This window comes from Lysobacter sp. N42, assembly GCF_004344885.1.
The window spans coordinates 396369-419114 of record NZ_SKFB01000002.1 but is presented as its reverse complement, the minus strand read 5'-3'; the positions used below and the strand labels follow the sequence as shown (position 1 = coordinate 419114).

The following is a 22746-nucleotide window of genomic DNA, read 5'->3' as shown; positions in this document are numbered from 1 at the left end:
CTCTTCCATAATTAGCCTGTGCATACTATAAACTGCTAGGCGTCCACAGACAAACAAAGGTGTTCAATGACAGCGGGAATTCTCTATATTGTGCCCACACCAATCGGCAACCTTGAAGACATGAGCTCTAGGGCATTGCGTGTGCTTGAGGAGGTTGATGCGATAGCGGCAGAAGACACGCGTCATTCGAAAACGTTATTAAGCCACTTTGGTATCACTACTCCTTTGTTTGCAGTACACGAGCACAATGAGCGCCAGAAAGTTGATTCCGTGGTGGCTAAGTTGCTGGAAGGACAATCTATTGCATTGATTAGCGACGCTGGAACGCCGTTAATTAGCGACCCTGGCTTTCCGTTAGTAAGAGGTTGTCGCGAACACAATATTCAGGTGGTCAGTTTACCAGGCCCTTGCGCCGCTGTGGTTGCGCTTGCGGGGTCGGGATTACCTACAGACCAGTTCAAATTCTGCGGTTTTTTGCCTGCTAAAAGTGGGGCGCGTAAAAAAGTATTAAAGAACTATGCCGAAGCTACAGAAACGCTAGTTTTCTACGAAGCACCGCGGCGGATTTTAGATTGTTTGGCAGACATTTCAGAAGTTTTGGGCGATGAACGAGAAATAGTTCTTGGTCGAGAGCTTACCAAACAATTCGAAACCTTCCTTTCGGGAACCGCACAGCAATTAGCGGAGAAAATTGAAAAAGATCCGAATCAGCAAAAGGGTGAAATGGTGCTGATGATAGCGGGTCAGTCGCCACAAAAAGATGATATTCCGCAAGAAGCTATACGACTTCTTGAGGCACTTCGTGCCGAGTTGCCTCCGAAGAAAGCAGCCAAGATAGTTGCCCAGCATTATGACCTAAGTGCAAACGAGCTATATAAGCTGAATTTATAGCTCTTATTCCGGTGCTCATGTATACTCCGCTGCGGAGTCGGCCAAGGCAATCGCTGCTTGCTTATGCAAGGGGAGGAAAGTCCGGGCTCCAAAGGGCAGGGTGCCAGGTAACGCCTGGGCGGCGAAAGCCGACGACTAGTGCAACAGAGAGTAAACCGCCGATGACTCGCTTGCGAGCACAGGTAAGGGTGAAAGGGTGCGGTAAGAGCGCACCGCGCAACTGGTAACAGTTTGTGGCACGGTAAACTCCACTCGGAGCAAGACCAAATAGGGATCCTCGTTGTGGCCCGCATCGGATCCGGGTAGGTTGCTAGAGGCTGCAGGTGACTGTAGTCGTAGAGGAATGATTGCCCACGACAAAACCCGGCTTACTGGCCGACTCCAACTCTTTCCGCTGCAAACCCTGTTTCAGGGTGATACATACTAACTAAGTCTTCTAAAGCGACAGGGCGGGCGTAAAGAAAACCCTGCATAAAGTGGCAACCCATAAGCTTTAAGCGATCTGCTTGGTTTTGCTGCTCAATTCCTTCGGCCACTACTTCGAGTTCCAATGCTTTAGCCATTTTCATAATCGCTTCAACTAAAGCAACTTGTTGAGGGCTCTCAGGCACTCCAATTAAGAAAGCGCGGTCAATTTTTAATTGCTTGACTGGGAAATTTCGTAAATAAGTCACCGACGAATACCCAGTACCGAAATCATCAATAGAGAGTGTTACGCCGCTTTGAGCTAACTCTTCCAGCATTTGATGCTGTCGCTCTTTGTCGGGCATAAGAATCGACTCTGTGATTTCAAAGGTAATGTCATGTCTTGGCACTTGCATGGCGTCGATGGTTTCAAGCCAGTTCTTGGCTGCTTGTGGGTCGTTAAACTCTCTAGAAGAACGGTTAATTGAAACAGGAAGGCACATGCCTTGGTTAGATAACTTGTGATAGTCCTCACATACCTGTTTAAGCACAAATTCGCCTAGTTCCCGAATAGTTCCTGTTTTCTCAGCGATAGGAATAAAATGCGCTGGGCTTACGATTCCATATTCAGGATGATGCCAGCGTATAAGTGCTTCTACCTTCACTACCTGTCCATTTGGAGCATGATCCGAATACTCGATTATGGGCTGATAAAATACGCGGAATTGGTTTTCTTGCAGGCCTTTCAATATCTCACGGTGTAACTGCAGGTGCGACTCAGCTTGACTTCGCAATGAGTCGTTAAAGAAGTATGACGTGCCTCGCCCAGAAGACTTCGCGGCATACATGGCTAAGTCGGCGTGTTTGATAAGGTCGCTAGCCGAATCTCCGTCGTTGGGGAAAATGGCAATGCCAATAGAGCCTTGAATAATGACATCGTGGCTTGCTACTTCAATGACGGGACTCAGGACTTTTAGAATTTTATTGGCAAGCAGTTCGGCGTCTAACGGGTCCTCAAGATCTTTTAACATTACTACAAATTCGTCGCCGCCAAAACGAGCCACTAAGTCGCTACCGCGTAACGAAGTTTTCAAGCGTTCAGAAACTTTCACCAATAATTCATCACCGGCTTCATGACCCAAAGAGTCGTTTATTTCTTTAAAGTGGTCTAAGTCGATAAACAAAACCGCAAGGGCCGACTTGGTTCGCGCTTTCTCGCGGATGGTGTCGTTAAGCACCTGCATAAAATAGTGCCGATTGGGTAATGAAGTGAGGCTGTCGTAGCGAGCTTGGTGACTAATGGTTTCAAAAGCAGACTGTAATCGGCAAAAGCTATTGAGCAAGAAGAAAACGAGCAAGCTAAATAGTATTGTGATTAAACCGCCAGAAAGCCAGTGCAGTGTGTAGGTGGAAATAGGAGCTTGCCAGCTACCTGATTTAGGGAATGCTCCTAAAGTCCACACGCCAGACGGAAGCGCAACATGAGAAACAACAGGAGACTGTTGCCAAATGGCTTCCGCGCCACTTATATGCGCACCTTGCTCTCCGGTACCATTTACACCCCGTATCGCGATATCGAATCGCTCGCTTTGATGCAGCCCTGCGTCTTCGAGTAGGCTTTCGTGCTCGATAACCTGTGAAATGATGCCCCAGAACTCGTCTGTCTCGTGGTGGTATACGGGAACACGCGCAATCAATGCTTCGCCACCTTGCACTAAGGTTATTGGCCCATTAATCACAATGTCGCGAGCACGCATAGCGGCTTGTACCGAAGCGTATTGCTCAGGAATGGTTCGGTAATCTAAGCCTAATGCCCCTACGTTGCCTTCTTGTGGAAATACATTGGAAATGACTAGGTTCGGAGCAATGGCAACGTGGCGGGTATGGAGTTCACCAGATAAAAGTTGGCTGGTTAGCGCGTTGAAGCGTTGGGTGTTCACTTCCGGATTTAAGCTGAACTCGACTTGCAGGCTGCGCATACTCAACAAGTTGGCGTCGAGAAGGCCCTCAATGCGAGCGCGCACGGTACTTAATTCTTGAAGCGCGTTAAAGCGTGTAAGCTCCGCGTCACGACGCTGTTCAATTTGTACTACACGGAACACAATAATGCTGAAGATTAGCGCGATTAATAGTGTAACGGCGATATTACGTTGTAAATGCACCCAAAAGCCCTAGTCGCTGAAGCGTTTTAACCATATTCGATGTTATAGTCTAATTGTTCAACTATACAAATTATATATACCCACTTCCTCCACTATTTCCCACATGAAATCACACACTTGTAGATCGCGCGTAAAACAAGGCGTTTGTGGGTTAAATATTATTCTTATTTTTTCTTGACGAGGATCATCGAGAGACCTAGACTGTATCATTGTGGGGAAAAGTGGAGAAAAGTGGATCGTTATCGATCCGACTAAAAAATCATTATGTTCCGTGGAGCTAGTTCAATCAGTCTTGATGATAAAGGTCGCTTAGCTATCCCAGCTAAGTACCGTAACTTATTGTCTATTGATTGCGAGGGGAAACTTGTATGCACGATTGATACTAAACAACCGTGCCTATTGCTGTACCCGCTTCCTGAATGGAAAGTGATTGAACAACGCTTAGCTGGATTTTCCAGCATGATCCCCGCAGAGCGTCGTATGCAAAGGTTGCTACTGGGCTATGCGGAAGACTGTGATATGGACAAGAATGGTCGTGTTCTTATTGCACCTACCCTTAGACAGCATGCTCAACTGAACAAAAAGCTTATGCTCGTTGGCCAGCTTAATAAATTCGAAATTTGGGATGAACAAGCTTGGCAAGAGCAGGTAGCCGCGGATATGGCTGCCGAGCAAGCAGACGACTTGACGTTAACTGATCGAATCAAAGATTTCACATTATAATGGCACAGTCGACGCAGCACATCTCTGTATTGCTCGCCGAGTCTATACAAGGTCTCGCTATTGATCCTGCTGGGATTTATATCGACGCAACCTTCGGACGCGGTGGGCATAGTCGTGCCATTTTAAGTCAACTTAACGAGCAAGGGCATTTGTACGCCTTTGACCGTGATCCTTCTGCCGCTAAGGCTGCTCAAGAATTAGCGCACGATCCTCGGTTTACTTTTTTCCACACAGCGTTTTCTGCGCTTCCCCACATTGCAGCGGAAAACAACCTTACACAGCAAGTAGCTGGAGTACTATTCGACTTAGGCGTGTCTTCCCCACAATTAGACAATGCCGATCGTGGCTTCAGCTTTATGAATGATGGTCCACTAGACATGCGCATGAACCCTGAGCAGGGGCTTTCGGCCGCACAGTGGTTAGCTACCACTGAAATGGGTGAAATGGCGCGGGTCTTCAGAGAATATGGAGAAGAAAAGTTTGCTGGTCGTATCGCTCGTGCTATATGCGAGAAGAGAGAAGAGCAGCCATTAGAAAGAACCTCGCAGTTGGCGCAGCTTATTTCAGACGCTAGTCCCAAGAAAGAACGTCATAAACACCCTGCAACACGTGTGTTTCAAGCGATTCGTATTGCTATCAACGAAGAGTTACAGGAAGCAGAGCTTGCGTTAGAAGCGGCGGTAGATGTGTTACGCCCTGGTGGACGCTTAGCTGTTATTAGCTTTCATAGCTTGGAAGACCGACTGACTAAACGTTTGATGCGTCGGTTGAGTCAACGGGAACAAATACCTGCGGGTTTACCACTGCGAGAAGACGAAATTCCAGATCACCGAAAACTGAAATTGGTGGGTAAAGCTATAAAGCCCAGCGTGGAGGAGATAGCTGAAAATCCTCGGTGTCGCAGTTCGGTACTCAGAGTTGCGGAGCGTTTACCATGAAAAAGCTCATGCAATTCGAACTTCCTATTCATAACCAATTAGTCGTGGCTTTGTACCGCGACTTAAAGCGTTATCGAGGCCTACTCTTTTTTACCGTGGTTGCGATAGCAAGTGCGTTAACGATTATTTACCAAACGCACAGCTACCGTGAACTCATGGGCGAGCGAGAGTCGTTGTTACAAGAGCGAGACCAACTCGACGTAGAGTGGCGCCACTTGCTTGTTGAGCAAAATGCACTCAGTGAACATAGTCGCATTGAGACTATTGCACGCAACGAGCTTGGTATGAACCGTCCTGATGAAGAACAGGAGGTGCTTGTACCATGGCAATAAAACGCAACCAGAAAATTTTACGGCCAGAGCCGATGAAAGGGCGCTTTATCACTATTTTACTGTGCATGGGCATGGTGTTTTTCGCGCTTGTTGCTCGTGCTGCATATATTCAGGTTATTGAGCCAGACCGCTTGCGCCACGAAGGCGACTTACGAACGGTTCGCGTAAGTGAAGACCGCGTGCAGCGCGGCACAATTTCCGACCGAAATGGCGTAGAGCTTGCGGTCAGCGTTCCAGTACAAACAGTTTGGGCCGATCCTCAGCGTGTGCATAACGAAGGCGGTTTAAATGACATGCGTCGTTGGGAAGCGCTAGCTGAAGTGTTTAACACGCCGTTAGAGCAATTATTAGGTAAAGTTGAAAATCCGGAACGACGTTTCGTGTACCTTGAGCGCATGGTGACTCCTGCTGTAGCGCGCTACGTTCGCGAATTGGATATTCCAGGCGTTTCGTTAAAAGAAGAGTCGAGACGTTTTTACCCAACCGGTGAAATTTCTGCGCATCTTGTGGGCATTACCAATATCGATGGAACCGGACTTGATGGTGTAGAAGCGTTGTACAACGAATATTTAACTGGCACAGCAGGACAAAGAACCTATCGTAGAGATGGCCAGGGTCGTGTAATTGAAGAGCTTGAAGTTACCGAAGCTCAACCGCCGCAGTCTATTGAACTTAGCATTGACCAGCGCATTCAAACGTTTGCGTATAGAGAGCTTAAAAGAGCTGTGGGCTATCACCAAGCAACCTCGGGTTCGGTGGTTATTGTCGACGTGAACACCAGTGAAGTGCTAGCGATGGCGAATAGCCCTTCCTATAACCCGAATAACCGCAGTAATTTGCAACCTCATCAAATTCGTAATCGCGCCATTGCCGATGCCTTTGAACCTGGTTCAACGGTAAAACCTTTGGTGATTATGCAGGCACTAGCGAGTGGCGAGTACGACGAATCTTCGTTAATCGATACAAGCCCGGGCTGGATGACAGTAGGTGGTCGACGGGTTCAAGATGCTAAGAATGAAGGTGTGTTGACATTAGGCGGCGTACTCGCTCGCTCAAGTAACGTCGGTACGTCGCAACTAGCGCTCGATTTGGGTATCGACGAACTGTTAGAGAATTACTATTCGGTTGGCTTTGGTAATGACACTGGAACCGCTTTATTTGGCGAGGCTATGGGTCAACTTCGCCATCGCACACGCTGGTCGGAACATGAAATTGCGGCGCTTTCTTATGGTTACGGTTTAACAACCACCTCGATGCAGCTGGCGCAGATGTACACCATTTTAGGTAGTGGAGGCTTAAGCCGCCCACTAAGTATTTTACGTCGCGAGCAACCTGCAGAAGCAGTACGAGTGTTTCCAGAAGACATTACTGAACGAGTCGTGGCTCTAATGCAAGAAGTTACAGCAGAGGGTGGTACAGGATCTCGTGCGCAAGTTCCTGGTTATCGTGTTGCAGGTAAAACGGGAACAACACGAAAAGCGATTGCTGGTGGTTATGGGGATGAGTATGTAGCTCTGTTTGCTGGATTAATTCCTGCCAATGACCCACAACTGGCCATTGTTGTCATGATTAATGAACCAGCTGGTGACAGTTACCACGGCGGCAGTGTTTCAGCTCCTGTTTTCTCAGCTATTGCGGAGCAAGCGACACGTATTTTGAATATAGCTCCAGACGCGGTGGAAGGCTCTGGTGTACGTGTTGCAGGATTTAGTGGAGGGCGTTCACAATGAAACTGAATAGCTTACTTCACGTTTTACATTGCACGCTCGAGCTTCCTGATATCGACGTGAAAGGACTGAAATTAGACAGTCGAAAAGTAGCTGTCGGTGATGCCTTTATTGCAGTTCCCGGGCACGATGTAGACGGCAGGGACTTTATAAGTGGTGCTGTAGCTGCAGGCGCGATTGTGGTGTTGGCAGAAGGCTCGAATTGGGGAATCGAAAACATTGAGTCTGTGCCTATGATTCATATTCCAGACTTGTCTAAACACCTATCTAAACTGGCTAGTCACTTCTATGGTTATCCCTCACAGGGTATGGACGTTTATGGCGTAACTGGCACCAATGGTAAAACTACGGTGAGTCATTTGCTGGCTCAGTTGTTTGACCGCGTTACACCGCCTACCGCCGTTATTGGCACCGTGGGTAGTGGCATGATCAAAGCGCTAATTCCAGAAACATTAACTACGCCAGATCCCGTGACTTTACAACAACGGCTGGCGAGTTTACGCGCCGAAGGCGCTGCTTGCGTGTGTATTGAAGTGTCATCGCATGCGCTAGCTCAAGGCCGTGTGGAAGGTATTCAATTTGCCGGTGTAGTAGCGACTAATTTGAGTCGTGACCACCTTGACTACCACGGCACTATGGAAGCTTACGAAAGCGCTAAAAAACGTTTATTTACCGAGTTTCATTCACCCATTCAAGTTGTGAACTTAGATGATGTGATTATTCGCGAGTGGCGACAACAAGACACCATCGGCTTTAGCTTGAATGACGAATGGCTGGGTAATCCAAACACGCTTGTCGCCACTGACATTGAATTTACCCATGAAGGTTCAAGATTCACGTTGAACTGGGAGAATGAAAGCGTGCGAACCCATACTCAATTGTTGGGTGAGTTCAATATTGCCAACATTTTGGGTGCGTGCGCGACAGCATTAGCAAAAGGGATGTCGCTTGCAGAGTTAGGTGCGCTTATTGGCGAACTTACGGCGGTTCCTGGTCGCATGGAAACTTTCAAATTACAGAATGGTGCGCTCGCTATTGTTGACTATGCGCATACGCCAGACGCGTTAGATCATGTATTGCAAGCTGCGCGCAGACATTGCAAAGGTGAACTTTGGTGTTTGTTTGGCTGTGGCGGTGACCGCGACCGTGGTAAGCGTCCGCAAATGGGGCAAGTTGCCGCTCAATTTGCAGACCGTATTGTGATTACGGATGACAACCCTAGAACTGAAGATCCTCAGCAGATAATTAACGATATTGTCTCGGGTATGCCGGGTGGTATTGCATACGAGGCAACGGAAGGGCGCGCCAATGCAGTGCGCCAGACATTAGCAAAATTAAAGCCGAACGATGTAGCGGTGCTTGCAGGTAAAGGGCATGAAACCTACCAAGTGATCGGCACAAGAAGAACAGACTACGACGAAAGAACCTACGTGACACAACTCATCGAGGAGTCAGCTCATGATTAAGGTTAGCTTGAAGTGGATAGCAGAAGCCGTGCAGGGTGAACTTGTTCCTGAGAATTCACAGAACGTGACTGTGGAAAGCGTAACTATCGACAGCAGGCAAATTCGATCGGGAGATTTGTTTATCGCCATTAAGGGACCAAACTTTGATGGCCATACTTTTGCTGAGCAAGCTGAAGCTGAAGGTGCAGCCGCACTGATTGTTGAGTCGCAACAAAACTTGAGTATTCCGCAGATTATTGTTGCTGACACACGCCATGCTTTAGGGCAGCTAGCTGGAGCGGTAAAGGATGAAGTCGCACCGAAAACTATAGCGGTAACAGGAAGCAGCGGAAAAACAACAGTGAAAGAAATGCTTGCGAGTATTTTGCGCGAGCAAGGAGAAGTTTTAGCCACTCAAGGTAACTTCAATAATGATATTGGAGTGCCTTTAACCTTGCTACGCATAGAACCTCAACATCAGTATGCAGTGATTGAATTAGGGGCGAATCACCGGGGTGAGATTGCTTACACCACGGGACTTACAAAACCAGATGTAGCCATGATTAATAATGTGTCGCCCGCACACGTTGAAGGTTTTGGTGATATTTGCGGTATAGCGAGAGCGAAAACAGAAATATTTAGAGGCCTTGGCGATACAGGAACGGCAGTTACTTCTGCAGACTCGGAGTTCCATGAGTTTTGGATGCGTGAGCTTGCAGACAAAAGACATCAGCTGTTTTCCTCACAGCATAAAGAAGCCGATGTGTGGGCTGAAGATGTTTCTGTAGATAGTCATGGGTGTGCGCAGTTTACACTTTGTACACCGCACCAACGCGAAGCTGTACGCCTCAATATTCCGGGCAAGCATAACGTGAATAACGCGTTGGCTGCCGCAACTTGCTGCTTTGCACTGGGTATTCCTATAGCGCAAGTCGTACGAGGGTTAGGCGGCTTGTCACCGGTACCCGGAAGAATGTGGGTACACGAGCCAAAAGTAGGACTGCGTATTATCGATGACGCCTACAACGCTAACGTAGGCTCAGTTCGCGCAGCTCTAGACGTGCTCTCAACATTGCCAGGCAAGCGTATCTTTGTGCTTGGTGACATGGGCGAGCTCGGTGAAAACGCACGAGGCTACCATGAAGAAGTTGGCGAATACGCGATTCACTCGGGTATTGATGCGTTGTTCACACTGGGCGTGTTAAGCCAAAGTGCGAGTGAAGTATTTAATGGTCGAGGTGGTAAGCACTTTGAGCATAAAGAAGAGTTGATTGCAGCTCTTCATCAGCAAATAGCGGAACATTCAGAGCTTACGATTTTAGTCAAAGGATCGCGCAGTGCGCACATGGAAAGTGTGGTCGAAGCCTTATTAGAAAGCTATGCGCCCTCTCAAAATAATAAAAATAGTCGGGGGAAAGAGGCATGTTAGTTTGGCTAGCAGAGTTTCTACAAGCAACGGTAGCGTCTGGATTTAACGTTCTTTCGTACCTCACCATGCGCTCAATACTCAGTGTACTTACTGCGCTGATTCTTTCACTTTGGCTCGGCCCTGCACTTATTCGCGGGTTGCAGAAGCTGCAAATGGGTCAAGTTGTGCGTGATGACGGACCAGAGAGTCATTTGAGTAAGTCTGGTACACCCACCATGGGCGGCATTCTGATTCTCGGAGCCATTCTGGTGTCAGTGGTGTTATGGACTGATTTAACCAACCGCTATATATGGGCTGTACTGGCGATTTTACTTGGCTTCGGATGGGTTGGGTTTATCGACGACTACCGAAAAGTGGTGCGTAAAAATCCACGCGGTCTACCCGCGAAGTGGAAGTACTTTTGGCAAAGCGTGATTGCCGCCACGGTTGCTACTTACCTGTTCTTTAGTGCCCAGCAACCTGCTGAAACAAGCTTGTTAGTGCCTTTCTTCAAAGACGTTATGCCGCAGCTAGGCTTGTTTTACATTTTGTTAGCTTACTTCGTCATGGTAGGTACAAGTAATGCCGTGAATCTTACCGACGGGTTAGATGGTTTGGCGATTATGCCCACTATTATGGTTGCTGGCGCGTTAGGTGTGTTTGCGTATGTCACAGGGCACGTAAACTTCTCAGCTTATTTACAAATACCTTATATTCCAGAAGCTGCGGAGCTTACTGTAGTTTGTGCAGCCATCGTGGGGGCAGGACTCGGATTTCTTTGGTTTAACACTTACCCAGCGCAAGTGTTTATGGGCGATGTTGGCTCACTAGCATTGGGCGGAATACTGGGTGTTATCGCGGTAATGGTTCGCCAAGAGTTGGTGTTATTTATCATGGGCGGTGTGTTCGTCATGGAAACCGTGTCGGTAATGCTACAAGTAGGCTCTTACAAGCTGCGCGGGAAACGTATTTTTAGAATGGCGCCTATTCACCATCACTATGAATTGAAAGGTTGGCCTGAACCTAGAGTAATCGTTCGTTTTTGGATTATTTCACTCATTTTAGTGCTTATTGGCTTAGCGACGCTGAAGCTTAGATAAGGAACATATTGATGCAAGCAAACTTGAAACAGTATGACAATATCGTGATTGCCGGTTTCGGCATGACTGGTGTTGCGTGTGCGCGTTTCTTGCTTGCAAAAGGCGTGGTTCCGGTAGTTTTAGACTCTCGAGCAGAACCGCCGGGAGCGAAAGAAGCCCCTGAACTGCTCAGTCAGGTTGAGGCCTATTTTGGTGACTTTGCGTTAGAGCATTTACTTGCTGCAGACCTGATTGTTGTAAGCCCAGGTTTAGACACGCGTTTTGGTAACTTGCGCATGGCTGCAGACGCAGGTATTCGATTGATTTCTGATATCGAAATGATGGCCTGGTTCGTCAAAGTGCCTGTAATAGCAGTGACTGGTTCGAATGGTAAGTCGACGGTCACGGAGCTTTGTTACCACATCCTTAAGAAGTCGGGTATGCGAGCAGCGATGGGTGGCAATATTGGTATTCCAGCTTTAGATCTACTGCTTGCTAAGCCAGCGTACGAAGCTATTGTGTTGGAATTGTCGAGTTTCCAACTGGAGCTTACCGAAAGTTTGCGCCTCGAAGCCGCCTGTATTTTAAATATAACGGCAGACCACTTAGATCGTTACGATGATGAGCGCGGCTATCAACGTGCTAAGCAACGTATATATCGCCACGCAAAAAGTAGAGTATGGAATTGCGACGACGCACTTACAAAACCACGCGGTAGCTCAGCTAAATCTAGAAATACCAAGTTTGGCAGCAGCGCATTACCCGACGGCTTTGGTTTGCAACAAGAGAAGAATGAGTTTTGGTTGAGCTGGCGCGGACTTCGTTTGATTCGCACACGCGACCTTCCGCTTGCCGGTGTGCATAACTGGCTCAACATTATGGCTGCATGTGGGCTTTGTCGCCCATTGGGTATAGAACCAGCGGACGCAGTAAAACTGATTAAGGATTTTAAAGCATTACCTCATCGTTGTGAGGTGGTTTTTGACCGCTTTGGTGTGCGTTGGATTGACGACTCAAAGGCAACGAATGCTGGTGCAACCATTGCTGCGATTAACGGTATGCGACCCGATGTAAAAGGGAAGCTGATACTCATTGCTGGTGGTGATGCCAAAGGAGCAGACTTAAGTGTATTAGCTCCAGTACTAGAACAAGTGGATGTGCTTATTACGTTAGGGCGCGACGGTCACAAAATAGCCGTGCTGAAAGAAGGTGCCATAACGGTAAAAACTATGGACGAAGCCGTAGAAGCGGCTAAAGGACAGTTGAATAAAGGCGCTGTGGTCTTGCTTTCTCCTGCATGCGCAAGCCTTGATATGTTTAAAGATTACAAGCACCGAGGTATGGCATTTAAGAAGGCTGTGGAGGTTGCTTATGGCAGCTAATGAACAGCAGCTAGACCTAACTATGAGTGCCAACGACTCGATGTTGCAGGGGCTGAAAAGCTTCTGGAATGGTGGCAATGACCAGCAAGCGTTTGATCGCTTATTGCTGTGGTGCGCAATATTCCTGCTGAGTTTCGGTTTAATTATGGTGGCGTCATCTTCGATGCCAGTGGCTGAGCGATTAACAGGCAACCCTTTCCACTTTGTATTTCGCCATAGCTTTTACTTGCTGGTGAGTGGCTTTATGGCAACCGTAACGTTGCTTGTGCCCACGGCAATCTGGGATCGTCATAACTTATTTTTATGTGTGGTCGCAATCGTGATGTTAATGGCTGTACTAGTGATTGGTCATACCGTAAATGGCGCGACTCGTTGGCTGAAGGTAGGTCCACTAACGTTGCAGGTTGCAGAGTTTGCCAAACTATTCTTCTTTGTATTTTTGGCAAGTTACCTTAACCGCAGACATGATGAAGTAAGAAAGAACTGGCGCGGATTTATGAAAGCACTGCTGGTTATGGGGATTATTACTTTCCTTATTCTTCTTCAGCCAGATTTGGGCTCGGTTATTGTATTAACGGTTACAGCAATGGCCATGTTGTTTATTGCAGGCGCAAGAATTCCTCACTTTATTGCGTTGGCGTTAACCATGTTGGTGCTGTTCATTGGCTTAATTATTTTCGAGCCATACCGGATGCGCCGAGTCACTTCATTTCTTGACCCGTGGGAAGACCCATTCGGCAGTGGCTATCAGTTAACGCAGTCGCTCATGGCGTTTGGGCGTGGCGATGTGTTTGGTCAGGGCTTAGGTAATAGTGTTCAGAAGTTACAGTTCTTACCTGAAGCTCACACCGACTTTATTATGGCGGTTATTGGTGAAGAGCTTGGTTTTACTGGCGTGGTTGCAGTTATTGCGTTGGTATTGGTTCTAGTTCTTAAGGCGCTGATGTTGGGACAAAAAGCGTTACGTCAGAAAAAGCCTTTTGCAGGTTATCTAGCACACGGTATTGGTATTTGGTTTTTCTTCCAAGCAGCGGTGAACGTAGGTGCGTCTGCAGGTTTAATACCAACCAAAGGCTTAACATTACCGTTGGTAAGTTATGGCGGAAGTAGTTTGATGGTGACCTGTATTGGTGTAGCCCTGCTACTTCGCATCGACTATGAAGTGCGAAATGGTTTTAAGTGGAAATCTGCGGAGGGTCAGGCATGAAGCATGTACTGATTACCGCAGGCGGAACGGGCGGACATGTATTTCCAGCACTTGCGGTTGCGCAAGAGCTCAAAGACGCTGGCTTCACAATTAGCTGGTTAGGCACGGAAGATCGAATGGAAGCACAGGTGGTGCCAAAGGCGGGGTTCGACTTTACCGGAATAGAGCAAAAAGCCGTTCGCGGTAAAGGTGCGTTAGGGTGGTTAATTGCCCCCTTCCGTTTGCTTGCAGGAGTGATTAAAATGCGTCGCTTTTTGGCGCTGAAAAAGCCTGACTTAGTGCTGGGTTTTGGTGGTTATACAGCTGGTCCTGCGGGCGTTGCTGCGAAAAGTAAAGGTATACCGCTGATTATTCATGAGCAAAATGCTGCAGCGGGTATGACGAACAAATTACTGGCGCCATTATCTGCGCGAGTGTTACTCGGCTTTCGTGGCGCCAGTGAACAGTTAAAAAGAAGTGAATGGGTAGGAAACCCTGTGCGTCAAGACATCGCTCATCTGATGCAAGAGGCCGTGCCACTGCCGGAAATAGAATTAAAAATTTTAGTGGTTGGCGGCAGTTTAGGTGCTCAACATTTGAATGAAGTAATGCCTGAAGTTTTAAGTCAATGGACTGGCGGAAAGGTTAGCGTGCTACACCAAACGGGGAAAGGTAAGCGCGAGCAAGTATTGACGGCATATAGCGCCATTGATAATGACACCGTTAAAAGTGAAGTTGTTGAATTTATTGAAGATATGAAAGCGGCTTACTTAAATGCAAATTTAGTGGTTTGCCGTGCTGGAGCATTAACGTGTAGCGAGTTGGCCTGCGTTGGCCGTGCAAGCTTGTTGGTGCCTTATCCTTATGCCGTGGACGATCACCAGACTAAAAATGCAGGTGAACTAGTGAGCGCAGGCGCGGCAAGATTGATTAAACAACACGAGTTTACTTGTGCGCATGTAACTCAAGTTTTACAAGAGCTATCGGCTCACCCAGAACAAGTGAAAGAGATGGGAGAGCATGCCAGACAAATAGCTCAACCTGACGCTGCGGCGAAGGTAGCGGCTATTTGTGCTGAGGAAATGAATACTGAAATGAATGTGGAGCAACACTAAGTGACGATGCTAGCGAGCAAACAACCGTTTAAAGTGGTGACCGTACCCGAGATGCGTCGGGTGCGTGTGATTCACTTTGTGGGTATCGGTGGCGCCGGTATGGCGGGTATCGCAGAAGTGTTGTTGAACCAAGGCTACCAAGTTTCAGGTAGTGACATTGCTGAAAATAACAATACGACGCGATTACGTAGTCTAGGCGCGGAAATTAAGTTGGGTCATGCGGCGTCAAACATATCTAGCGCAAGTGTTGTGGTGGTGTCGTCTGCGGTGAAAGCTGACAACGCCGAAGTTGTAGCAGCGAAAGAACTATTGATTCCAGTGGTGCGCAGAGCTGAAATGCTCGCCGAATTGATGCGCTTTAGGCATGGAGTTGCGGTTGCTGGGACACACGGTAAAACCACAACAACGAGCTTAGTAGCGAGTATTTTTGCCGAGGCAGGCAGTGATCCTACATTTGTAATTGGCGGCTTGCTGAACAGCGCTGGTGCTAATGCGCGGTTAGGGTCTTCTAAGTATTTGATTGCAGAAGCAGACGAAAGCGACGCTTCATTTCTGCACTTGCAGCCGATGGTCGCTATTGTGACCAATATAGAGCCCGATCACATGGATACCTATCAAGGTGACTTCGCGAAAATGCAGGACACCTACGTAGAGTTTCTACATAACTTGCCTTTTTATGGGCTTGCAGTGATGTGTGCTGACGACCCGATAGTGACTGAGTTGCTACCTCGTGTAGGTCGTCAAATTACCACCTACGGGTTTAATGAAGGGGTAGATGTTCAGGCTGTGCAGTACGAGCAGTTTGGTAACCAAAGTCACTTTACTGTGTTAAGAAAAGAGCACCCACCACTAGCTGTAAAACTGAATTTACCGGGTAAACATAACGTATTGAATGCCCTAGCAGCGATAGCTGTAGCGTCGGACGAAGGATTGAGTGACGAGGCAATTGTAAGTGCGCTTGAAAAATTTGAAGGCATTGGTCGACGTTTCCAACAGTTTGGTCATTACCCCTGTGGTGATGGTGAAGTTATGTTGATAGACGACTATGGTCACCACCCTTCTGAAGTAGCAGCCACTATTCAGGCGGTAAGAAGCGGTTGGCCTGAGCGTCGTCTAGTGATGTGCTTTCAACCGCACCGTTACTCTAGAACACGAGACTTATACGAAGACTTCGTAGACGTGCTGGTAAACGTGGACGAGTTACTGTTGTTAGAAGTTTATGGCGCGGGAGAAGAACCTGTACCGGGCGCTGAAAGTCGAGCTTTATGTCGTTCGATTCGCCAACGTGGGCAGTTTGAACCGGTGTATGTGAAAGGCCCTGAACACCTTCCGAAAATGTTGGCTGAAGTTATTCAGCCGGGTGACATTGTGCTCACGCAAGGGGCAGGAAACGTGGGTGGTATTGCCAAAGAGTTGCATCGATTACAGTTGAACGTAGAGCAAATGAAAGCAACAGGAGGAAAAGCATGAGTGCTTTGAAACGTGTTGCATTGTTAGCGGGTGGAACTTCGGCGGAGCGGGAGATTTCGTTGCGCTCAGGTCGAGCCATAGAAGCTGCATTAAAAGAAAACAATATAGACGTTGTGTGGTTTGACCCTCAAGAGCGCTCTTTATTGACCTTAGCTAACGAAAATGTGGATGCGGCGTTTATTGCACTTCATGGCCGTGGCGGCGAAGACGGTGAAGTACAAGCGGTGTTGGATTACTTAGAGATTCCATATAGCGGGTCTGGTGTGCTTGCGTGTGCTTTAGCCATGGATAAGTCGAAAACTAAGGCGCTTTGGCAAGGTATGGGCTTACCTACGGCACAGTCTCTTACAGTGAACGCGTCAATGTTGGATTCGTTAGACTTGCGTGCTGTGCTGGAGCAGCTGGGTGGCGAGGTTATGGTTAAGCCGGCGCATGAGGGCTCTAGTATTGGTATGGCGCGAGCCACCAATGAACAAGAATTAGAAAAAGCGCTTAATGCTGCAAAGCAATTTGACTCAGAGTTATTAATTGAACAGTGGCTGGCGGGGCCAGAGTTGACGATTGGCATATTAGGTGACTCGGCACTACCAGTGATTCGAGTGAAAACGCCACATGTTTTTTATGATTACCAAGCGAAGTACGAAGAGCAGACTACTGAATATATATGCCCTGCAGGCCTTTCGAATGAGGATGAGTTTGCAGCGCGTGAGCTAGCTTTAAAAGCCTTTCAAGCCGTGGGTGGGGAAGGCTGGGGTCGCGTTGACATGATGTATGACGCAACCGGTAACTTGCAATTATTGGAAGTAAATATGGTGCCTGGTATGACCGAGAAAAGCTTGGTTCCCATGGCTGCCAAACAATTAGGATTGAGTTTTTCGCAATTAGTGATGCGCGTATTGGCAACTACGCAGCCTTCGGAGTAAGGCATGAGCGAGCCGGTGGCGCGCACAGGTTATGAGTTTTGGGCAGGTGTTGTCGTATTTATCTGCATTTTGGCAGGTTTAATTACCGGCATTGCGGTTTTGTTCAAAGTTGTAACGGACGTGGAGCAAACACCGTTTACGGAAGTGGTTATTAAAGGAGAGCGCGTATTCACAACAACGGATGATGTGGTAGGCGCATTACGAAGCGAGCGATTAGGTGGATTTTTTACAGCTGACGCAGACGTTTTGAGACAAAGAGTAGAAGGATTGCCGTGGATTTATTCGGCATCGATAAGAAGAGAATGGCCGGGAACGCTACACGTGTTTTTGGTTGAGCAGCAAGCACAAGCGCTATGGAATAACGAGGCTGTGCTTAATGTGCAAGGTGAAGTATTTAACGCTCCGGTCGCGGATGTTAAGGGCAGAGTTCCTGAACTCTACGGACCAGCGGACAATGTGGAAGAAACCTTAGATTATTTTCAGAGGTTTCAAACTTTGCTCGAGCAAGGTGGTTTCTCAATACAGGTTTTCCGTTTGAGCGACCGATTTTCCGCAAATTTGGTGTTACAAAATGGCATTGAATTGAGGTTAGGAAGAGAGTCACAAATTGAAAGGATTCAGAGGTTTATGGATTTATTGCCGGTGATTCGAGAAGAAAAAGAAGAACAAATAGATTATATCGATTTGCGTTACGACACTGGCGCAGCAGTCGGTTGGCAAGAAACCAGTACAGGTGAATAAACGTGATAGTGAAAAATGAAGAATCAAACATGATCGTTAGCCTTGATGTAGGCACCAGTAAGGTGACTGCGTTAATTGGTGAAATTATGCCTGACGGTGAATTGAGCGTAATTGGTGTGGGCATGACCCCAAGCCGCGGTATGGATAAAGGTGGCGTGAACGACTTAAACCTAGTGGTGCAGTCGATTCAACGCGCCGTGAATGAAGCTGAGTTAATGGCTGACTGCCGTGCGACCAATGTTTATTTGAATATTTCTGGTCGCCACATTGGCTGTCAAAACGAAAATGGCATGGTTCCCATCAACGACGTGGAAGTAACTTTAGACGACGTTGAAAGTGTCATTCACGCAGCGAAGTCTGTGCCAATTGCCCAAGAGAGAAGAATTTTACACGTATTGCCGCAAGAGTTTGTGATTGACTCGCAAGAGAGCATTAAGAGCCCTGTGGGTATGTCGGGTGTTCGTATGGAGTCGCGCGTACACATCATCACTTGTGCCAATGACATGGCAAAGAACATTGTGAAAGCTGTAGAGCGCTGTGGCTTACAAGTGGAAAGCTTAATTTTCTCGGCATTGGCTTCGAGCCATGCGGTGCTTACCGATGATGAGAAAGAATTGGGTGTAGCGCTTGTTGATATGGGCGGCGGTACTATCGACATTTCTATTTTCTCTGGTGGAGTGTTGCGTCATACAGCGGTTATTCCTGTTGCAGGAAACCAAGTGACCAACGATATTGCGAAGATTTTTAGAACACCACTTGGCCACGCAGAAGACATCAAAGTTCAATATGCGTGTGCGTTACGCCAGTTGGTTAGCATGGAAGACACCATTGAGGTGCCATCAGTAGGCGGAAGACCTGCCCGTGCCATGAGTAGACATACATTGGCAGAGGTTGTGGAACCTCGCTATATGGAATTATTTGAGCTGGTTAGAGACGAAATAGAAAAAAGTGGCTTAGACGAACAAATTGCTGCGGGTGTAGTGCTTACCGGCGGCACAGCAAAGATGGAAGGTGCGGTTGAGTTTGCAGAAGAGGTATTTCAAATGCCCGTGCGTATTGGCTCACCGTTAGGGGTGAAAGGACTTTCAGACTATGTCGACGATGCAATTCACGCTACATCTGTTGGGTTGTTGAGATTTGGTCAAATGGAGTTAGCGGAACAGGAGAGGGAGCGCAATCGCCAGCAGCAAGCACACTGGTGGGTTCGCGTGAAAAGTTGGTTCCGCGGTGAATTTTAAATTTTGGGGTAACACAAAAAACTACAGGAAAGTGGAGAGGTAATAACTATGAACATGTTCGAAGTGATAGAGCAGTTTGAGTCAGACGCGGTGATAAAAGTCATCGGCGTTGGTGGTGGTGGCGGTAACGCCGTTCAGCACATGGTGACGCAATCTATTGAGGGCGTTCAATTCATTGCAGCTAATACTGACGCACAAGCGCTTCGTCGCAATGGTGCTGATGTTGCCGTGCAGTTAGGTGGCGAAATTACTAAAGGCTTGGGTGCTGGCGCAAACCCAGAAATTGGTCGTTTAGCTGCTGAAGAAAACCGTGAAGAAATTCAGCGTTACCTAGACGGTGCTGACATGGTTTTCATCGCTGCAGGCATGGGTGGTGGTACTGGCACAGGTGCTGCACCAATCGTTGCTGAAATTGCCAAAGAGATGGGCGTACTTACGGTTGCGGTAGTGACTAAGCCTTTTCCATTTGAAGGCAAAAAACGTATGGAGTCTGCCGACGCAGGTATTGCTGAGCTTGCACAGCACGTGGACTCGTTGATCACGATTCCTAATGAAAAGCTTCTTAAAGTATTAGGTCGTGGAACTTCGTTGCTAGACGCTTTCGGCGCTGCGAACAATGTATTGCTAGGTGCAGTGCAAGGTATTGCAGAACTTATTACGCGCCCTGGTTTAATTAACGTCGACTTTGCAGACGTACAAACCGTAATGCGTGAAATGGGTACAGCCATGATGGGTACCGGTATTGCGAGCGGTGAAGACCGTGCTCAAGAAGCTGCTGAAATGGCAATTAACAGTCCGCTTCTTGAAGATATCGACCTTTCTGGTGCGCGCGGTGTTTTGGTCAACGTGACTGCCGGTATGGATATGAGCATGGACGAGTTTGATACTGTGGGTGAGACAGTTCGTGCTTTCGCTTCAGACAACGCAACAGTGATCATTGGTGCGGTTATCGACGTAGAAATGTCTGATGAAATGAGAGTCACAGTTGTTGCTACGGGTCTTGGTGCAGAGCGTAAGCCTGACATCGCTCTTGTAGAACCACGCAAGACCGAAGCAACCGGTATGCGTTCAAGCGGTAGCGTTTCTCAACCTTATTCTGGTTCTAGTTCTGCAGCACCAAAATTAGAGCCTGAAAGCGAAGTTGAAGAGCCGATGGTACAAACCGGAACTCAAAGTCAGCCGAGAAAAGAGCAAAACTTCCTGGACATCCCAGCGTTTCTGCGCAGACAGGCTGATTAAAAAATAGACTGGCTTGACCAGTAATGTGACTTTTGTTATAGTTTGCGCCCTTTAACTCCAGTTTTTCAAGGGTTGAAGGGGGCGTGAGTCACACGGTGAGGCAACGCGAGAAAGCGTTTGAGGTCTCAGCGATACAGTGAGGGTAGGTGTATGATCAAACAACGGACAATTAGAGAAGCAATTTCAACGACAGGTGTTGGCCTCCATAAAGGAAATAAGGTCAATCTGACGTTGCGTCCTGCTGCGCCAAATGCAGGCATTGTTTTCCGTCGCGTCGATCTCGAGCCTGTAGTCGAGATTAAAGTTGAGCCTGAACTGGTGCGCGACACGCGCATGTGTACTTGTTTGATCAATGAAGAAAACGTACGTGTTTCTACGGTAGAGCACTTGCTTGCGGCAGTTGCAGCAATGGGAATCGACAACTTGTATATTGAAGTTGATTCACATGAGATTCCTATTATGGACGGTAGTTCTCATCCGTTCATTTTCTTATTGCAGTCTGCAGGCGTGGAAGAGCAAGGGCCGGCTAAGCGCTTTATTCGCGTGAAGAAACCCGTACGTGTGGAAGAAGGTGATAAATGGGCCGAGTTGTTACCCCATGACGGGTTCAAAATCGACTTCTCGATCGACTTCGACCACCCCGCGATCGCTGATACTAACCAAATGGTTTCTATGGACTTAAGTTCACAGAACTTTATTCGCGACATCAGCCGCGCCAGAACCTTCGGGTTTATGAAAGATATTGAAGTACTTCGTGCTAACAACCTAGCGTTAGGTGGCAGCATGGACAACGCTGTAGTGTTAGACGAGTTCCGTGTATTGAATACGGAAGGTTTGCGCTATGACGACGAGTTCGTAAAACATAAAGTACTAGATGCGGTGGGAGACCTTTATATGCAAGGCCACAGTATTCTAGGACACTTGCGTGCCCACAAGTCGGGTCACGCTTTAAATAACAAGCTTTTGGTGGAATTAATCCAGAACCAAGAAGCTTGGGAATTTATAACCTTTGAAGATAAAGAAAGCGAAGCGCCAATTCGTTATTTAGATCCGGTTACAGCGTAAGACATACTCGGGTCTACTTGAACATTTAAGGCGTTGACTTTTATCTCAGGTATCTGATTAAATCGTTGAATAATCTCGGATTCGGTAATCCGGATTCGAGTAACCCAAGCGGGTGAAGCAACGTGAATAAATAGTGTGTCGTCGCGATGGGCGATACAACGAGAGGCTGCGGCAAGTGCAGGTGAAACGGCTTGCTGCCAGAGTGCGTTAAGATGCTCAGCCTGATGAGTACGTTTACTCAGTTCAGCAAGGGGTCCAGTGGACAATAATTGTTGTGCTGTTTTCGGTGGACGTTTGAGCATCTATCTACTGAAGTGAGTGAATTATTGCATGAGTTTAGCAATCCTTTATAAGGGTCGAAAGGTTAGATTTAAAATTAGCCTGTCGCGTCGGCGACTCCTCACCATATTAGGCATTTCTGCATTCCTAACTTTATCTATTACTCAACCTTGGAAAGAACAAGGTATAGACCCTCTTGTCGCGCAAGAAAGTATTCGTGCAGAACAACTCCGTATTGCCGCTGAGTCTGAAGCGGTCAAGCAAGTGCGAGAGCACGCTCAGCGCGAACTTACTGCTATGTCGATTAAAATGGGTGAGTTGCAAGGTCAACTTATGCGTTTAGAGGCTTTCGGTCAGCGTCTTGCTGAAGTGGCAAACTTCGATGATGGAGAGTTCCTATTCGACACACCTATGCCTTTGGGTGGCCCTGAAGCTTCTCTGAATGAATGGCCCGTCGTTACTGACCATAATATTCTTGATGACCTTGATCAGATGATTGCTCAGCTTGATGATCGACAAAATCAGCTTCACCTACTTGAGTCTGTGATGGTTAATCACCATATAGAAGAAGCACGCTTCATTGCAGGTCGTCCAATTGGCGCTGGCTGGTTGAGTTCGCAGTACGGTATTCGTCGTGACCCATTTAATGGTAACCCGACGATGCACCGCGGAATAGATTACGCTGCAGCCAATGGCTCACCCGTGTATGCTACGGGCGCAGGTATTGTGACTTATGCAGGAAGACGTACAGGTTATGGCTATTTAGTTGAAGTTGACCATGGTGCTGGGTTAAGAACTCGTTACGCACATTTGGGTGACTATGATGTAGCCGTTGGAGATGTGGTCACACGCGGTCAAGAAATTGGTAAAGTGGGTCAGACAGGTCGAGCAACCGGTCCTCACGTTCATTATGAAGTATTGCAGAATGGACGCCATTTGAACCCCGCTGAATATGTGACACGCCGCGCGCCAACTGAGTAAGGCGTAGGGTAGTTTCG

General features: G+C 47.6%; 19 protein-coding genes, 1 other RNA gene and 1 pseudogene. 19 read left to right on the top strand and 2 right to left on the bottom strand.

Annotated features, from left to right (window positions below; translation table 11 throughout):
- Positions 1-66 precede the first annotated feature (66 nt).
- Both rsmI and rnpB read left to right on the top strand, forming a co-directional pair.
- Positions 67-891, top strand: coding sequence for a 16S rRNA (cytidine(1402)-2'-O)-methyltransferase (gene rsmI / locus EYQ95_RS07125; protein WP_111915204.1), 825 nt, complete (start codon positions 67-69; stop codon positions 889-891).
- Between the two features lie 33 nt (positions 892-924).
- An RNA gene (gene rnpB, locus EYQ95_RS07120) (RNase P RNA component class A) lies at positions 925-1278 on the top strand.
- Between the two features lie 71 nt (positions 1279-1349).
- On the opposite strand, the pseudogene EYQ95_RS27150 reads toward rnpB, so the two are convergent.
- Positions 1350-3275: pseudogene (locus EYQ95_RS27150) on the bottom strand (putative bifunctional diguanylate cyclase/phosphodiesterase); the annotation flags it as partial.
- 447 nt (positions 3276-3722) lie between these two features.
- Here EYQ95_RS27150 and mraZ point away from each other — a divergent pair.
- The 16 genes from mraZ to lpxC all read left to right on the top strand — a co-directional run bounded on the left by mraZ (position 3723) and on the right by lpxC (position 21469).
- Complete coding sequence (gene mraZ / locus EYQ95_RS07105) at positions 3723-4181, top strand: division/cell wall cluster transcriptional repressor MraZ (RefSeq protein WP_111915203.1); 459 nt, start codon at positions 3723-3725, stop codon at positions 4179-4181.
- Positions 4181-5119, top strand: coding sequence for a 16S rRNA (cytosine(1402)-N(4))-methyltransferase RsmH (gene rsmH / locus EYQ95_RS07100; protein WP_111915202.1), 939 nt, complete (start codon positions 4181-4183; stop codon positions 5117-5119). The genes mraZ and rsmH overlap by 1 nt, the downstream gene beginning before the upstream one ends.
- Positions 5116-5451 carry a cell division protein FtsL gene (ftsL, locus tag EYQ95_RS07095; protein WP_207916256.1) on the top strand — a complete coding sequence of 112 codons (336 nt, stop codon included), beginning with the start codon at positions 5116-5118 and terminating at the stop codon, positions 5449-5451. Before rsmH ends, ftsL begins: the two co-directional genes overlap by 4 nt.
- Positions 5442-7181 (top strand): penicillin-binding transpeptidase domain-containing protein, encoded by a 1740-nt coding sequence (locus EYQ95_RS07090; protein WP_111915201.1) that lies wholly within the window; start codon positions 5442-5444, stop codon positions 7179-7181. The genes ftsL and EYQ95_RS07090 overlap by 10 nt, the downstream gene beginning before the upstream one ends.
- A complete protein-coding gene (locus EYQ95_RS07085) occupies positions 7178-8644 on the top strand; it encodes a UDP-N-acetylmuramoyl-L-alanyl-D-glutamate--2,6-diaminopimelate ligase (RefSeq protein ID WP_111915200.1) in 1467 nt (488 codons plus the stop codon). Before EYQ95_RS07090 ends, EYQ95_RS07085 begins: the two co-directional genes overlap by 4 nt.
- Positions 8637-10052, top strand: coding sequence for a UDP-N-acetylmuramoyl-tripeptide--D-alanyl-D-alanine ligase (gene murF, locus EYQ95_RS07080; protein WP_111915199.1), 1416 nt, complete (start codon positions 8637-8639; stop codon positions 10050-10052). The genes EYQ95_RS07085 and murF overlap by 8 nt, the downstream gene beginning before the upstream one ends.
- Entirely contained in the window at positions 10046-11131 is a 1086-nt protein-coding gene (gene mraY / locus EYQ95_RS07075; protein ID WP_111915198.1) for a phospho-N-acetylmuramoyl-pentapeptide-transferase, read from the top strand. Before murF ends, mraY begins: the two co-directional genes overlap by 7 nt.
- 11 nt (positions 11132-11142) lie before the next feature.
- Entirely contained in the window at positions 11143-12492 is a 1350-nt protein-coding gene (murD, locus tag EYQ95_RS07070; RefSeq protein ID WP_111915197.1) for a UDP-N-acetylmuramoyl-L-alanine--D-glutamate ligase, read from the top strand.
- Positions 12482-13699, top strand: a complete 1218-nt coding sequence (gene ftsW, locus EYQ95_RS07065) for a putative lipid II flippase FtsW (protein ID WP_111915196.1) — start codon at positions 12482-12484, stop codon at positions 13697-13699. The genes murD and ftsW overlap by 11 nt, the downstream gene beginning before the upstream one ends.
- A complete protein-coding gene (gene murG / locus EYQ95_RS07060; RefSeq protein WP_111915195.1) occupies positions 13696-14793 on the top strand; it encodes an undecaprenyldiphospho-muramoylpentapeptide beta-N-acetylglucosaminyltransferase in 1098 nt (365 codons plus the stop codon). The genes ftsW and murG overlap by 4 nt, the downstream gene beginning before the upstream one ends.
- Before the next feature lie 6 nt (positions 14794-14799).
- Positions 14800-16263 (top strand): UDP-N-acetylmuramate--L-alanine ligase, encoded by a 1464-nt coding sequence (murC, locus tag EYQ95_RS07055; protein WP_111915669.1) that lies wholly within the window; start codon positions 14800-14802, stop codon positions 16261-16263.
- Complete coding sequence (locus EYQ95_RS07050) at positions 16260-17186, top strand: D-alanine--D-alanine ligase (protein ID WP_111915194.1); 927 nt, start codon at positions 16260-16262, stop codon at positions 17184-17186. Before murC ends, EYQ95_RS07050 begins: the two co-directional genes overlap by 4 nt.
- A gap of 3 nt (positions 17187-17189) precedes the next feature.
- A complete protein-coding gene (locus tag EYQ95_RS07045; protein WP_111915193.1) occupies positions 17190-17927 on the top strand; it encodes a cell division protein FtsQ/DivIB in 738 nt (245 codons plus the stop codon).
- 5 nt (positions 17928-17932) lie between these two features.
- A complete protein-coding gene (gene ftsA / locus EYQ95_RS07040) occupies positions 17933-19165 on the top strand; it encodes a cell division protein FtsA (protein WP_111915668.1) in 1233 nt (410 codons plus the stop codon).
- A gap of 48 nt (positions 19166-19213) precedes the next feature.
- The gene (gene ftsZ / locus EYQ95_RS07035; protein ID WP_243699871.1) at positions 19214-20404 is read left to right on the top strand and encodes a cell division protein FtsZ; all 1191 of its coding nucleotides are present in this window, start codon (positions 19214-19216) and stop codon (positions 20402-20404) included.
- Positions 20405-20554: 150 nt separating this feature from the next.
- The gene (gene lpxC / locus EYQ95_RS07030) at positions 20555-21469 is read left to right on the top strand and encodes a UDP-3-O-acyl-N-acetylglucosamine deacetylase (protein ID WP_111915192.1); all 915 of its coding nucleotides are present in this window, start codon (positions 20555-20557) and stop codon (positions 21467-21469) included.
- Here the strand turns inward: lpxC and EYQ95_RS07025 are convergent.
- Entirely contained in the window at positions 21445-21771 is a 327-nt protein-coding gene (locus EYQ95_RS07025) for a DUF721 domain-containing protein (protein ID WP_111915191.1), read from the bottom strand. The genes lpxC and EYQ95_RS07025 overlap by 25 nt on opposite strands.
- 28 nt (positions 21772-21799) lie before the next feature.
- On the opposite strand from EYQ95_RS07025, the gene EYQ95_RS07020 reads away from it, so the two are divergent.
- Positions 21800-22729: a M23 family metallopeptidase gene (locus EYQ95_RS07020; protein WP_111915190.1), complete on the top strand. Its 930-nt coding sequence runs from the start codon at positions 21800-21802 to the stop codon at positions 22727-22729.
- The last annotated feature ends 17 nt before the right edge of the window (positions 22730-22746 follow it).